Origin of the sequence: Paenibacillus sp. Soil724D2, from assembly GCF_001427935.1 — a bacterium.
Lineage (GTDB): Bacteria > Bacillota > Bacilli > Paenibacillales > NBRC-103111 > Paenibacillus_E.
In genome coordinates this window covers 16,470-30,704 of record NZ_LMRY01000010.1, presented here as the reverse complement: position 1 = coordinate 30,704, position 14,235 = coordinate 16,470, and the positions used below count along the sequence as shown (strand labels likewise).

The window sequence follows — 14,235 nt, the reverse complement described above, 5'->3', positions numbered from 1 at the left end:
ACGAAACAAATACAGCCGGCCTCTCAAGAGGGCAGGCTGTATTTGTTTAAAGGCTTTTAATTGGATGGAATGATTCGGATATCCTTATCCAAATTGGCAAGCATAATGAAATTGCGGTTGAAAGTAAAGATGCGTTTTACCTGATAATAGGACATGGTCACAGCAGTGAATGCTTCGCTGAGCGAGAAACGGAGCTCGGGCCTGTCAATAAGCAGTCTTCGCGATTCCCCCTCTAATTCGGGGCCGCTGGAAATGAGCGCCAGCTTGCCTTTACTCTCTGCTTTATCAATTGCATTCAGAAAATATTCCGCCTGCTGATAGCTGTATTCATTGCGAAGCCATTCATGAATGTCAAATATAATGGAGTTGGTTGTTATGTAATTACGTTCAAGATCATGCAAATCCAGAAACAGGGAACGGGCTTTCGCATAGCGAGGATCTTCAGGGTTCATTAAAGCGGCTAAAGCTGTTTCATCCAGAAAAATGGCATCCTGAATGTTCAAGTGGTTATCCATATGTCAGCACTCCTTAGTCCTATAGTTTACAAATACCATCCAAATACAGAAGCGGGTTATCTTCCTTTTGATCCACTGAGATGGGGGTTGTTTCGTATGGGGCGTTTGCCAGGTAGTGGACAATGATTTCATTGACGATCCCTTGCACGGTCGTATGCTGCATATCGGCGATTGCTTTCAGCTGGGCATAATATTGCGGATTTAGTTCTATAGTGCCTTCTTCTTGTTCTTCACTTCTTGAAGAAATGAATTCGGAAGCGGTAGACTTCGCTTTTTCGAATTGATTTTGAATGAAGCGTTTGTAATTATTCGCCATCTTGATTCACTCCTTATGCATAGCTTTTATAACTATTCGTCGAATTCTGTCGTTTTCAGGGGGTGATGTTGGGCGGATTGCCAGCATCTGACTTCCTGCAAGGTGATGGTTTCTTGGCAGATCGATCGTTTTCCTGGGATAGAATCCGGTATGCTAACCAGTCCATGATTGTATCTACTGTTTCCATATATCTCTGCCCTACGAGCACGCCTGTATGAGTGGTGTTCCAAAGCCCTTTATATGCAGCACGGATATGCTCTGCTGTCGCTCTCCCCCGTCGGTCGTCATCATCACAGTTTACTGCTTTGATAACCAAACACGGGCAAGAAATTGAACTACTGTCTATTGATATTCCTTTTGCTTCGATTGAAAAAGAAAAAGCGCTAAATGCCTTTGATGACTCCATTGACAGATACTTTCTTTGAAATTCTATGTCATCTGCCGATTCATCTATGCTTGAAAGCTCTTCACGTGTTGGGGCAGGCAATATGATACCAGGTGGCATCTGGACTAATTCTTTGTATGGTACTACTTCATGAACTTCTCTGCTTATGACTGAGTCGATCAACACCAACCCTGCGATCTCAACGGTTTCAGCCAACTTCTGGCTCAAGATCCCTCCCATGCTAAATCCGATAAGAATCGGCGAATCACTACACTCAGCGATAACCTCTTTAATATCCTCCAAATAATCCTCGAAAGTTATCTTAGTCATATCCTGCAGCCTGCTTTTGTAGTGACTTCTCAAGTTCATGACATAGCATTTCCACCCTTCACTGATAAAGTGAGGAATGTATTTGCTCCACATCCAACTTCCTGTATAGGCCCCGTGAACAAAAAGCAGAGGGGGCCTTTTATTAGTTGCTTTGGGAAGGTTTTCCCCCTCAAATATCTCTAAAAATAAATCGTTTTCCCCAATGTATTTCTCCGTATGATCGGGCAATTCTTTCGTAAAATCTGTCACGATTATTTCCTCCTCAACATTTAATTTGATATCAAACTATTTATTGAAAAAAATTTAAAAGTTGCTATAAATCTTTTTTAAAACGTTTAGCAGATCTTCTTTTTCTTTTTCAGAGATGTTTAAGTAAAACACGTCTAACATTTCTTTAGATATTGATTCAAAGATCGGTTTCAGTTCACTCCCCTTATGGGTTAAAGCAACATAAACTACCCTCGTGTCCTCTCTGTCCCTTTCCTTTGTCACATATCCAAGCCGGACCAACTTGTCAACAAGTGCTGTGACTGTAGATTTATCCTTATTAATCCCTTTAGAAATGTCCGCCATAGTGAGTCTGGGCTTCTTAAATAGTTGATAGATGATATCGCCATGCGAAGTGCCAATACCGTCTATCCCACACTTCACCATCTCTGCTAAAATAAACCTGTTAACTTTCTCTCTAATTTTGGAAATTAATGAAATAGCATCTCTATTTTGCATAATCACATTATAGTTTGATATCAAACCAATGTCAATGTACTTTGTATGCTTCCCGCGGTGGGATGCAGATGTAAACATTATTATGATAAGTAGAGAAATACCTGAAACTTTTCCATTGTGATTTGGTACAAATTAATAATTAAAAGAGGTGATCAAGCTTGGTTGCATTTAGCTCCGGTATTATTTTATTATTTTTTTTAATATCCTTTGTGTTATTTTTAGTGCACATAGTTTTATGCGTATGGGCATATCGAGATAGCATAAGGAGAGGTAAAAGCACTGAATTTGCAATAATTATTCTATTAGCTATGTTGTTTTTCCCAATCATAGGACTGATTGTTTATCTAATTATTCGTAATGATTAATGCCAGATCAAATCATCGAATCCTTGCTGTTCTGTGAAAATAAAGTATTAGACTGACTCAAAAAACGAAACAGCAGCAGCCATGGACTAGAAAAAAAAGTCCTAGACTGCTGCTGTTTTATTGAACAAACGTTCCCCGATAGATCTGTGCCTAGCAGTACATGTGTACAAAATCTCTGATCAGGTCGAGGTCAGGGTTTTACCTGAACAAGTCATTCAATAGAAACAACTAATATTCACGAGTTGCTTCTCTAGAAACGCTCGAATGGAGGGATCCATGCACAGTCCGATGGCCCGGCTATATGCGGCACGGGCCTCCTCGAACCTCTTCATCCTTTTGAACAAATGGGCGCTCAGCGCCCAATAAGGCTGATAGCTCTTAACCGCTTCTGTCGGTATTTCATCCAACAGCGCCATCCCGGTATCGGCGCCGCGCGCTTCGGCAACAGCTGCCGCGCGGCCGACGATTACGCCGATCGTTGGAGCGATGCTCACAAGTCCCTCGTACAGCAGCGCAATCTCTTCCCATTCCGTACGGTTAGTCCAGGCACGTTGAGCATGCACGGATTGAATCGCCGCTTCAAGCTGGAACCGCCCGATGCGGTTCCCTTGAGCGGCAGTGCGAAGGTGATGTTCCGCTTCCTCGATCATCCCGATTGACCAACGTGAAAGATCCTGTTCGGATATTGGCACATAGCCGCCTGCCTCATCGCGCCGCGAATGGCGGCGCGCTTCGCAGTGCAACATAAAAGCCAGCAATCCCAGCGCTTCCGGTTCCCCCGGCATGAATCGCACGATCAGCTTTCCCATGAAAATCGCTTCTTCGGCCAGACCATTACGACGAGGATCTTCGCCGTTTATGCCATCCCAGCCGCTTCCATAGGCTGCATAGACGGCTTCAAGAACGGCATTAAGGCGCTCCGGCCATTCATCCTTACCGGGTAAGTCGAATCTGATGTCATCACTCTTCAGTTTCGCTTTAGCCCGGGTAAGGCGCTGCCCCATCGTAGCAGGTTTAACGACAAAAGCCGAAGCAATACGGGCCGCATCAAGGCCAAGTACGGACTGGAGCATAAGCGGCGTGCGCACAGCAGGGTCGATTCCGGGATGGGCACAAATAAACAGCATCTTGAGCCGTTCGTCCGGGAAAGATGTCTCGGTTCCGGCCAACTGCTGCGTATCTTCTGCCATCGTGACCAAAGCTTGCTCCGCACCAGCTTGTACGCGGGCATGCCGCGTGCCGTCGATCATCCGACGCCGCGCTGCAGTGAGCAGCCATGCCTCGGGTTTGTCCGGCACTCCGGTCGCAGGCCATTTTTCCAGCGCGGCCAGAAAAGCGTCTGCAAGCGCATCCTCCGCTGCGGCCAGATCTCGCCAACGAACAGCCAGAAATGCAACCAGACGGCCGTAGGAATCACGGGCCGTCTGTTCGATTATTTGGCGAGCTTGCATGACGCTCATTTCGTGATCGGCTGTAAGTTGGGGCGAACATCAACCGAGCTGCCGGGACAGCGTGCCGCCCATTCCAATGCAGTGTCCAAATCCGGCACGTCAATGATAATCAAACCGCCGATTTGTTCTTTCGTTTCAACGCTCGGGCCATCCTGAACCAGCAATTCGCCGCCCTTACGGCTGAGCGTGGCCCCCGTCCCTGGGGACTGGAGACCCGCACTGCTTACAACAATGCCGGAATCGCGTAAGGCTGTGACATAATGAGCCCAGCTTGCAACATACGCCTCCTTTTGAATCGGATCGGTTCGTTTGGCGAAATCCTCTGTCGTTTCATACATTAACAGTGTGTAATTCATGGTTATTGCTCCTCTCAACGTCCATAATGGGTTGTTTCACGACGTCTTCATAATAATGACGAGCCAGATCGATGGATTTCTACATCATGTGAAAATATTATTTTGAACGACAGATGAAGCAACTCACGGTCAGGATAAAACCTAAATTGCAAGTGTCTGCAGAAAAGACTTTATCACTCAAATGGGTAAATCCAAAAGCGCTCTGTTCCGAAACGCTCCTGTAGCTCTTTTGAGTTAGGTTCTTTGTTACCTAGTAACTCGGCGGCTTTGAATTGGGTGCGATGTGCTTTTATGGAGGCCATCTTTTGCTTCAAAAAGCTTCTGACATCATTAATTACGGTAGGCTTTCCTATAGCTTGCTCATGATTTTTGGAAAAAGCTATGCAATGAACGGGGGGCCTTTCGTCTTTTGAAAGCTTTCCAACCGTTCGAATCACAGCAGCTCCGCACGCATCATGATCAGGATGAACGCTATAACCAGGAAAGAAAGTAATGATCAGCGAGGGACGAAGCTCTTGTATGAGTTCATCGATTACGGCGTCCAGCAGCTCTTGTTCCTCGAATTCAATCATCTTATCATGAAAACCAAGCAATCTAAGATCTTGGATCCCGATCGCTCGGCAAGATTCTTCCAATTCCTGCTTGCGTATTTGTGGCAGTGTGACGCGATTGGCAAAAGGCGGTATCCCCATGTTTCGGCCCATTTCGCCTAGTGTTAAACAAGCATATGTAACTCGATCACCTTGCTGCACATGCATGGCCAGTGTACCAGAAACGCCAAATGCCTCATCATCCGGATGCGGCAGTACTACAAGAATATGTTGTTTCATAGATGTCTTCATCTCCTCATCCTCTAGAAGGGCTCCCGGCTTAATTGCAACGATACAATCAGCTTGCCCTGACTGTCATGACCTGCCAGGATCAACCTCTCCGTTTCATTTTGATCAATGTGAGTCAGCCCTTCGGAGTATACCCACCCTTGCTGCATTTTCAGCCCGACCCGATAAGGGCCATTCCCGGCAATCGACCCATGGGTGAAACGGATCAAAGCATTGGTTATGAAATTAGCCGCCGGATGCTTAGTACTGTCAAGATGGGCCGCATAGGCGCCTGTTGTCATTTCTAGATGGATATACAATTCCTGATCTTTTAAGCTCTCGATTCGATGCTGTACGTCCGATGGATTAATAAGCTGCATTTCAGTGCCTCCAAATTTGAAAAAATTTACTGTTCAACATTAGTTCTTCGCCCCTCAGTTTAGCTTTGGGTATTGATGGCTCATCCTTATGGCGGAAACGAGATATAAAATAAGGACTACACTAAAAAGATTCCAAATACTTGGAATTGACGCGACAGATAAATAAAGACAATAAGGCAGCGACCAAGCAAATACAATGTACATTAAGATTCGATTTCTCAAAAATGAGGTTATGATGCCTAAAAATGCAGGAAATATCAACATTATAAGTAAGATTAAAACCGTATCCATACCCGCTTGGATCCTTGAATATGGGTTCCAAAACAAAAACATTACACACAGAAGTATGCATCCTACGGACGCAACCACACCTAAGAGGGAAAAATTCCGTTTCAATGAAAGACCTCCCTCTAAATGTAATTACGCCGTTGCATTTTTTTGAAATGCCTCATTTATCTATACTCGTATCTTCTCAAAAATACCGTTTTTTTACAATGGCACTGTTCAATTTTAACCTGAATAGCATAAGAACTAAAAAAAGACCCACAGCACGGGTCGTAACCAAAGCGTCGGGGCGAGTATTGGTCCTGCAATCAGATTGCAATTATGGTAAATAATCATGTTCGATCAAGTATACCAGAATTCGGTCAACGCAATTGTGAGCCGTCTCCGTTCTGCAGTGACCACGTTTCACTATCTTTGATGAGCTGTATTACACAGCAAAAAACCGAAGCATGACCAACCATGCTCCGGCTTGTTTCGTTCAAGTTATTCTTCGAATTTCGTTTTAATTCTTACCTTGAATGACCTTAAGTAAGCAATCGCAGGTTGCAAGATGCATCCCTTCATGGACCAATCCAAAGTTGAGCAACTCTCCCGCTCGATTAAAAGTGAGCGGCCCCAACTGCAGCGGCGCTTCCAGCGATACCTCCAGACTCTCGGGAGCTAACTCGGATAGGGAGTTAAGCTGACCTGACAGCTGTTGGATTAGCTCTTCCTTTGATGGAGGCGTTTCGGCCCAGTTTGCCGGAGCTGTCCCGGAATTGAAGAAGGATGCATAGCTTGTGGGAATAGCCGGGTCTTTCGAGAAGCCAAGCGTCATGTAGGTATCCATCCAATAAATCATGTGTCCAATGTTCCAGCGAATCGTGTTATTATAGGAATCAACTTGAATGTCGAACAGTTCCTCTGGGATGGCCTGCACCTTGTACAGCACCACTTGACGCACTGTTTTTGCTGTGTCGATAATCATTTCTGACATATTGTTTTCCTCCTTTGTAATAAGAAGCTCTTGATATGTTCCTAGTATAGATTCCGTGGAATATTCCATCAATGCAGTGCGGATTATCGGAACGTTAAGTATAAGTTAACGATTATGAATTGACAGATAGAGAAGATGAAGTGACAATATTTATTGAACATGCATTCAGCGATTCATTTGAAAGCAGGTGTGAGTATGGAGTTAAAACAACTACAGTATTTTATGGCGATTTGTGAAGATCTCCACTTTACGAGAGCAGCGGAGAAGATGGGAGTTAGTGCTCCTAACATTAGCCAGCAGATAAGAAGATTGGAAGAAGAATTAGGGGTTTTACTGTTCGATCGCGTGGGAAAAACAATCGTCCTCACAGAAGCCGGAGTGATTCTTCATGAACATGGCGCTGCCGTGTTCGGGCATCTGCAGCAAGCGATTGATGCCATTACTGACCTGAAGCAAATGCATGGTGGATCGCTATCCATCGGTGTCTTGCCCGGCGACGCGGATCTCATGTTTAATGCCTTGCTGCTGAACTTCCATCAGACCTATCCCACCATCTCGCTGTCCCTTCTGGAAACCACGAAAATAACAGAACAAGTGCTGGACCGAAGCATCGATGTTGGCGTAACCATCGGACCTGTTCTCGATGAACGCCTCACGTCAATTCCTCTATTTCACGAGGAATTCTCATTGGCGGTAAGCACGAATGATCCCCTTGCCTCGGAAAGCTTCCTACCCTTGAATAGGCTGCATACCATGAAGATGGTCATGTTCCCACCCGACCATCAATGTCGCAAGCTGATCGACCGCTTCTGCATGGACAAGGGATTTGTTCTACAGCCCCATATGGTGACGACAACGTTATCCTCCATCCTTCAGATGGTGCAGAGCGGAGTTGGCGTTTGTGTTCTGCCTCGATTGCTGCTGGATAATCTTCACAATAAAGACATCCAGGTTATTCAGCTGAGAAATCCTACGCCTTCTCAAGACATTTGTCTGATCTACCGCAGCGACAGGTATGTCGGATACGCTATGCGAACGTTCATCAAAACTCTGAGAGCCTATATCGAGAACGTTATCAATCGTGCGAAGCAGTAACCTCACCATATCCGTACATTTGTTGCATAGTAAAAAATGATTATAATTATTCTTTGAGAGGCAAGGCAGCTCTTCATTGTGATACTCTTAAAGTACTTTAAGGAAACGGAGGGGTTACGTGTGATACATTTTATCCGAGTTAGATCTTTGCGCGGCTAATTGAATAGCGCTCAAGATTCTGTCTGTGTACAGAGGACTCAGGATAAGTTTGTCCATTTATAACCCTGAATTGATACTTCTATCGGTGATCAAACAACGCGGCTTGTAGTAAGGTGAAACATCCTTATCGACCAAATCGCGGATTGTTTTCTTTCGTCCGCTACGAAAGTCATTGTCCTCAACTACCGACAACACAAGCAGCTTGCTTGTGTTGTTTCTTTTTTACTTCTTAACTTGAAAGGATGATGAACAATGGAACAACTGAAAGAGAAAGCAATTATCGTCGGGGTCCATATTTTGAACCACCCTGATTTTTCATACTCGATGGAGGAGCTGAACAACCTGGCTGCAGCATGCCGCATTGAGGTGGTTGGTGAGCTAAGCCAGAAAGTCACTCGTGTGATTCCCTCCCATTACATCGGAACGGGTAAAATCCAAGAATTATCGCAGCTAATTACGGAACGGAACGCATCCGTCGTCATTTGTAACGATGAGCTATCCCCTTCTCAGATTCGAAACCTGGAAGCATCTCTTGCATGCAAAGTCATTGACAGGACGATCCTAATTTTAGACATTTTTGCGGAACGCGCACAAACCAGGGAAGCCCAGCTGCAAGTTGAGGTTGCGAGGCTCCAATACATGCTTCCCAGACTTGTAGGACTTCGAGAATCGTTAGGTCGTCAAGGAGGCGGAGCTGGACTTAAAAACCGAGGATCTGGTGAGACCAAGCTTGAGCTCGACCGCCGTAAAATCGAAGACCGAATCACGGCTTTGCAATCCGAACTGGAGAAACTCGTAGCCCGTCGTCAAACTCAACGAAAGCAGCGCCGTAAGAACGAGGTCCCTGTTATTTGTCTGGTCGGCTATACGAACGCGGGCAAATCAAGCTTAATGAACGCCATGATCGAGTGGTATAATCCGCACGCGCATAAGCAGGTCTTTGTCAAAGACATGTTGTTCGCTACATTGGAGACATCCGTTCGAAGCGTCAACTTGCCAGACCGTAAATCATTCTTGTTAACTGACACGGTAGGATTCGTAAGCCAGCTTCCCCACCATTTGGTTAAAGCTTTCCGATCTACGTTGGAAGAAGTCGCTGAAGCCGATTTGCTGATTCACGTCGTAGACTTTGCAAACCCGGAATACAAACAGCACATTGACGTTACAAATGACACGTTGAAGGAACTTGGAGCGGATCAAATTCCGATGATTTTTGCTTATAACAAAACCGACTTGACTGAGCATGCTTACCCTTTGTTAAAAGATGATAACGTCTACCTCTCAGCCCTGCAGAAGCGGGGCATTGAGGAGCTCACTCAACTGACTCGTGAACGCATTTTCCAGAATTACATGCAATGTGAAATTGTGATTCCTTATGAGCATGGCCGATTAGTAGCCTATTTCAATGAGCATGCCCATGTTCACTCAACGAACTATGAGCCGAATGGTACCCGTCTTAAGTTGGAGTGTCGAGTATCCGATTTTGAACAGTATCGAAATGACTTCCTCCAGCTTTGATTTATGGTTCCAATCTTCCGAAAAAAGTCCAGATCCTTTTAGCCAAGGAGTTAATTCTTCATTAAGATTGGTTTCTTTCATGGAACAATGAAAAAAACGGCTCGCATTCGCATCTATTCGCGATAGGGCCGTCTTTATTTTTCTCGATATTATTTGTTTTGGATTAAGGAATATTAAATTACAAAAGCTGATGTGATGATGACCAAAAGAATAAAAAGAACCAAGATAAATGCGACGTTACGGCCATACCCATAACCTTCACCACAACCTACTGCTCCCATGTTTACTCATTCCCTTCGGTGATATTTCACTACGGTATAATCATATGTACGGTACATATTTCTTGTTTGGACGTTTGTCATTGGGAGGAAACCGCCGAGGAAAATCATTTTCTGAGGGCATCGCTAACAATCATTCATGAATCTTGTCCTATTCTACTCATAGTATTTTCGCATCGTTTAGCATTACATTAATGAAGTTGGAGCAGTGCAACAAAAAAACACATTGGATCAGGAGCTATATTCTCCTGGTTCATTGTGCTTTTTTGTTAAGTCGATGTTATCTTTTATCGTTTCTAATGTGAAGGAATCCAACCTATAATTTGTAATATGGTTAATACCACCTCAATAACAATGAGAATCACTACGATCCATTCGACAAATAGCCCCCGGATGGAATGACTGATATTTGAAAAACCTTCCAAGATATGATATAAAATATCCGTTTTACTTTTCAGTATTTTAAATCGATCGTTCAATTCAAAAAAAACCATCATTCCATCGTAAAATTGGCTAGCCGTACTATTTGTCCAAGTCAGATCAGGTTTATCCAAAATCATGATGTAGGCTAGAGTGTTATACTCGTGACGTACGATTTTTGCGGTCGTTCTTGCCAATTCTTTGTTGCCAACACGAAGATTCCCTTTTTCAAGTCTCTCAATCATAATTTCGAGGCCATCATGAATTTTCCCAAGCTGTTCCTCTATCTTCTCAAGAGCGACCGACTTGGCAAGGACAGTGGAGATTAATTCAGGGTAAAAAGATTCATACTCAGCTACCACTACATACTTGTCAGTTAACTCCATGCTTTCGATTTCTTCGATGTGAAGGCTGTAATCGTCCGTGTATCTGTCAGCAGGCTGGAGCTCAATATCTGGTTCGAAGGATTGAATGAATTTCAAAAAGCTTGTGATCTCATCCTTGTGTGTGTGATTTACAAAAACTACACTGCCAAAAGAAAAGACTAGCACTTGTTGAAAGGCGTGAATATCTTTTTTAAGGATCGATTTAAGGATATCGCTTCTTAGGATTAACGGCTGTTCCCATGTGTATTTTTTGGGTATACCGCAGTGGATGGCGATTTTGTTCAGATCAATTTCATTTGTGACGGCCATAGCCTTAAAAGTAATATCTTTCATTTTCACCACTCATCTGCTTTATAAAAGTCATGCTAACTAGTCTTGACAGAAAAAGAGGGCTTCAATCCAAATAATTATTTTTTGTTAGTTAATCGGCTTATCAACATGTCATATAAATGTATCAGTTCCTCAGACGGACGTATGCCAAGTTCCCTGCTGAGAAGCCGAACATAGTCGGTATACAGAGCCGTCAAACCTTTTTTGTCCCCGGTCATCTCGTGTATTGTCATAAGATGGCGTATAACGGATTCGTCCAACGGATTACGCCCGTTCAGCTTGAGAAGCAACTTCGATGAGGAGGTCGTATCCCGCAACAAAATAAGCACTTCGGCAAGCCGCTTTATGAACGAGGTGTACAATTCCGCATAACGCACCGTTTCGTGAATGGCCCACACATACGCCTTGTCCCCGAATAGATCGCCCGTATACAGCCGTTCGATGCGCAGTGCTCTCTCCACATTTCCCACATCAATGGAATGCATCTCCCCCACTTGCTTTTCGAATTCCACATAATCAATGACGAAATCCTTCAATTCAAGCGCATAGCCATCGTTCTCCGATTGTACGACCTCGCGCATGCCAAGCGGCTCCAAAGACTTGCGCAATTGATAGACGGTCGTATTCAAATAATTCTCCGCATTGGTTTGGTGCATCCCTCCGAAGATGTCCATAACCAACCTGGAACGTGGAATTCGTTTGCCATGATACAACAGCAAGTACGCGAACAGCTCCGCACATTTCCTGGAGATCCACTTGACACGACCTGCATCGTTGCTCACGACGACATCACCTAACAATGTTAGGACGATTCTGCCTGAATTTTCGGAAGCTGGAGCAGACAGCGACGACGAATGAATGCCCTGCTGGCTCGCCAATGCACGATTTACCGTCCGCTGAAGCCGTTCCTGCGCAACGGGCTTGACTAGGTAATCCACCACAGATAGTTCGTAAGCTTTCAAGGCAAATTCTTTGTGAGACGTGACGAAGACGATTTGCATCCGAGAAGCCGAGGCTTCCATCTTGGCGGCGAACTCCATTCCACTCCCTCCCGGCATGGAGATATCAACGAAAGCAAGTCCGATGTCGGTGTTCTCACTTAGAAAAGAGGCTGCGGACTTCGTATCCGTAAAAGCGCCAACCACGTGAACCCCTGGTAGCTTAACCAGCATTTTACGCAGAATCAGATGCATCGTTGGCTCATCGTCCACCAAAATCACTTTCATAAAATTCTTCCTCCATTCCCCCGTCATCAGACTCTTCCCGTACACCAGCCGATCCGGGCAACGTGAATGAGAAGGTCGTCCCGACCCCTGGCTCGCTCTCGAACCAAAGGCTGCCACCATGGATACGAACGAATTCGCGGATCAGCGCCAGTCCGAATCTCATATCCTCCGAATCGTCCCCGTTAACCATGACCTTTAAGAACGGCTCCTCTAGTCGCAGCAGTTCCGAGGTCTGATCGTCGATTCCTGCACCATTATCACGTACATACACGATGATCATATCACCTTCCAGAACAGCCCCAATATCAATCGCCCCGCCAATTCCAGTAAACTTGATCGCGTTCGAAAGCAAGTTGCGCAGTATTAGATCTAACATCTCTTTATCGGCTCTAACAGTTAGTTTCTCGTTGATCTGCTCTGTCATCCGAATTTGCTTCATACTAGCCTTCGTGCCTGAAAGCAATAAAGCCTGCCTGATGACCTGCTGCAAATTCCAGCTCGTCGGACGAAACACGACTTTCCCTTTCTGGCTGCGATACCAATCCAATAAATTTTCTACGAGTTGAAACGTGCTTTGCACTTGTCCTTTAAGTTCCCTTACCAATTCGGCATGCTCAAAGTCGGCGGCAGTCAGTTCATCGCCCAGCAGCTCGGTCAAGCTCACGAGAAGTGCGATCGGATCGCGAATATCGTGCGCCACGACGGTGAAAAGCTTGTCCTTGAACGCATTTAGCTCAGATAACTGCCGAGCGTTCTCACGCAGCCGTGCCTCGCTCTCTTTCATCTCCGTAATATCGTTAAACATTAGGATCTTGCCAATCAGGACATCACCTGAATCATAAATCAGAGACAAACTACAGTTATAATGCTTGTTGCGATTCGCTTGGAATCTGTGAAACGGGAAGCGTTCGTCCCCGTCACTAGTGGCACGAATACGTTCAAGAAGTTCTGGACTTTCCGACAAAACCACCCCCATATTGGCGGGGTATCGTTTCGGCAAACCGAGTTCAGGAAGGACCTTTTCGGCTGCTCTATTGTAACTTACAATTTGGTCCTCATAATCGAACAAGACGACCCCATCCCGGATCGTTTCGAACACTTTAGCCATCGCAAGAGGCGTCAAGCGAAGTAAATTAAACCGTAAAATCCCCAACACGTAGGCGATACCCGATACGGCGAATCCAAACGGCGTCAAATCAACGTCCATCCCGGACCAAAAGAATAAATTGAACACCATAGGCGCGACTGCCCCCAAAAGAAGGACGACGATTTGCTTTCGCACGATTGGTAATGCCCGCCAATACATGGGGATAAACAGCAACATTCCGCACAGAAGTACGGAATAATTATAGACGGTGTGCACCTTATACCAAGGTCCCTTAACAGTCGTATACAAAGGAACCGAATTGCTTTCATTCAGAACATAACGCTCATAGATCAGGTGATGCCAATCGTTGGTCAAATGGAGAAAAAATACCGCTATGGGGATAATGAATAGCACTAGCGCAAGACGCTTGCGGTAGCGAGACGCCGTCCCGGTAAATTGGATGACCTGAAAGAGCCAGAGTGTAGTAACGAAGGGAATGCCCAAGTACTCGATTTGAAGCGACAGCTTCACATCGCTCAGGCTACGGCTCAACACCTCAAACGCGTAGCCAAGCGAATAACAAGCCGCTGCCAGCATGATCAGAACCATCGTTTTGGCAACAGGCAGATGGCGTTTCCGGTAAGACAAGTAAGAGACGAACACCATCAGCGCCGTTGCGAGAAAAAGCGTTACCGACATCCATTGTCTTGTGTCCACGGCTTCATCTCCCTTATATCAATTGACTTTCGAACCGCCATTCGGGCCAATTCGACAAAAGTCTACCTTAATAAGGATATCATCTTCTCTAATTTGTGTCTTTATAATTATGCTTG

16 protein-coding genes are annotated in these 14,235 nt (G+C 45.1%); 3 read left to right on the top strand and 13 right to left on the bottom strand.

Annotated elements, in window-relative coordinates; genetic code table 11:
• Positions 1-56: 56 nt before the first annotated feature.
• The 4 genes from ASG85_RS12030 to ASG85_RS12015 are packed head-to-tail and all read right to left on the bottom strand — an operon-like array spanning position 57 to position 2,272.
• Positions 57-515 carry a hypothetical protein gene (locus ASG85_RS12030; RefSeq protein WP_057302917.1) on the bottom strand — a complete coding sequence of 153 codons (459 nt, stop codon included), beginning with the start codon at positions 513-515 and terminating at the stop codon, positions 57-59.
• A 19-nt stretch (positions 516-534) separates the two neighbouring features.
• Positions 535-831, bottom strand: coding sequence for a hypothetical protein (locus ASG85_RS12025; RefSeq protein ID WP_057302916.1), 297 nt, complete (start codon positions 829-831; stop codon positions 535-537).
• A gap of 55 nt (positions 832-886) precedes the next feature.
• Positions 887-1,795, bottom strand: a complete 909-nt coding sequence (locus ASG85_RS12020; protein WP_057302915.1) for an alpha/beta hydrolase — start codon at positions 1,793-1,795, stop codon at positions 887-889.
• A gap of 54 nt (positions 1,796-1,849) precedes the next feature.
• Positions 1,850-2,272 carry a MarR family winged helix-turn-helix transcriptional regulator gene (locus tag ASG85_RS12015; RefSeq protein WP_060646413.1) on the bottom strand — a complete coding sequence of 141 codons (423 nt, stop codon included), beginning with the start codon at positions 2,270-2,272 and terminating at the stop codon, positions 1,850-1,852.
• A gap of 209 nt (positions 2,273-2,481) precedes the next feature.
• Here ASG85_RS12015 and ASG85_RS36920 point away from each other — a divergent pair, with 209 nt between their 5' ends.
• Complete coding sequence (locus ASG85_RS36920; RefSeq protein WP_321166582.1) at positions 2,482-2,637, top strand: PLDc N-terminal domain-containing protein; 156 nt, start codon at positions 2,482-2,484, stop codon at positions 2,635-2,637.
• A gap of 215 nt (positions 2,638-2,852) precedes the next feature.
• Here ASG85_RS36920 and ASG85_RS12010 read toward each other — a convergent pair whose 3' ends face one another.
• The 5 genes from ASG85_RS12010 to ASG85_RS11985 form a co-directional block, all read right to left on the bottom strand.
• A complete protein-coding gene (locus ASG85_RS12010) occupies positions 2,853-4,097 on the bottom strand; it encodes an RNA polymerase sigma factor (RefSeq protein WP_235550112.1) in 1,245 nt (414 codons plus the stop codon).
• Complete coding sequence (locus ASG85_RS12005; protein ID WP_060646348.1) at positions 4,094-4,444, bottom strand: YciI family protein; 351 nt, start codon at positions 4,442-4,444, stop codon at positions 4,094-4,096. Before ASG85_RS12005 ends, ASG85_RS12010 begins: the two co-directional genes overlap by 4 nt.
• A 173-nt stretch (positions 4,445-4,617) precedes the next feature.
• On the bottom strand, positions 4,618-5,274 hold the full coding sequence (bshB2, locus tag ASG85_RS12000; protein WP_060646347.1) for a bacillithiol biosynthesis deacetylase BshB2: 657 nt from the start codon (positions 5,272-5,274) through the stop codon (positions 4,618-4,620).
• Positions 5,275-5,297: 23 nt separating this feature from the next.
• Positions 5,298-5,642 (bottom strand): YojF family protein, encoded by a 345-nt coding sequence (locus ASG85_RS11995; protein WP_057302911.1) that lies wholly within the window; start codon positions 5,640-5,642, stop codon positions 5,298-5,300.
• 787 nt (positions 5,643-6,429) lie between these two features.
• Entirely contained in the window at positions 6,430-6,903 is a 474-nt protein-coding gene (locus ASG85_RS11985; RefSeq protein WP_060646345.1) for a DinB family protein, read from the bottom strand.
• 195 nt (positions 6,904-7,098) lie between these two features.
• On the opposite strand from ASG85_RS11985, the gene ASG85_RS11980 reads away from it, so the two are divergent.
• Together ASG85_RS11980 and hflX are read left to right on the top strand one after the other, a co-directional pair.
• Complete coding sequence (locus tag ASG85_RS11980) at positions 7,099-7,998, top strand: LysR family transcriptional regulator (RefSeq protein ID WP_060646344.1); 900 nt, start codon at positions 7,099-7,101, stop codon at positions 7,996-7,998.
• 411 nt (positions 7,999-8,409) lie between these two features.
• The gene (hflX, locus tag ASG85_RS11975; RefSeq protein ID WP_060646343.1) at positions 8,410-9,675 is read left to right on the top strand and encodes a GTPase HflX; all 1,266 of its coding nucleotides are present in this window, start codon (positions 8,410-8,412) and stop codon (positions 9,673-9,675) included.
• Positions 9,676-9,848: 173 nt separating this feature from the next.
• On the opposite strand, the gene ASG85_RS36915 is transcribed toward hflX, so the two are convergent.
• The 4 genes from ASG85_RS36915 to ASG85_RS11960 form a co-directional block, all read right to left on the bottom strand.
• The gene (locus ASG85_RS36915; RefSeq protein ID WP_082562131.1) at positions 9,849-9,956 is read right to left on the bottom strand and encodes a YjcZ family sporulation protein; all 108 of its coding nucleotides are present in this window, start codon (positions 9,954-9,956) and stop codon (positions 9,849-9,851) included.
• A gap of 293 nt (positions 9,957-10,249) precedes the next feature.
• Positions 10,250-11,092: an RMD1 family protein gene (locus ASG85_RS11970; protein ID WP_057302906.1), complete on the bottom strand. Its 843-nt coding sequence runs from the start codon at positions 11,090-11,092 to the stop codon at positions 10,250-10,252.
• Positions 11,093-11,166: 74 nt separating this feature from the next.
• Entirely contained in the window at positions 11,167-12,315 is a 1,149-nt protein-coding gene (locus tag ASG85_RS11965) for a response regulator (protein WP_060646342.1), read from the bottom strand.
• Positions 12,290-14,119: a histidine kinase N-terminal 7TM domain-containing protein gene (locus ASG85_RS11960; protein WP_060646341.1), complete on the bottom strand. Its 1,830-nt coding sequence runs from the start codon at positions 14,117-14,119 to the stop codon at positions 12,290-12,292. The genes ASG85_RS11965 and ASG85_RS11960 overlap by 26 nt, the downstream gene beginning before the upstream one ends.
• Positions 14,120-14,235: the final 116 nt, after the last annotated feature.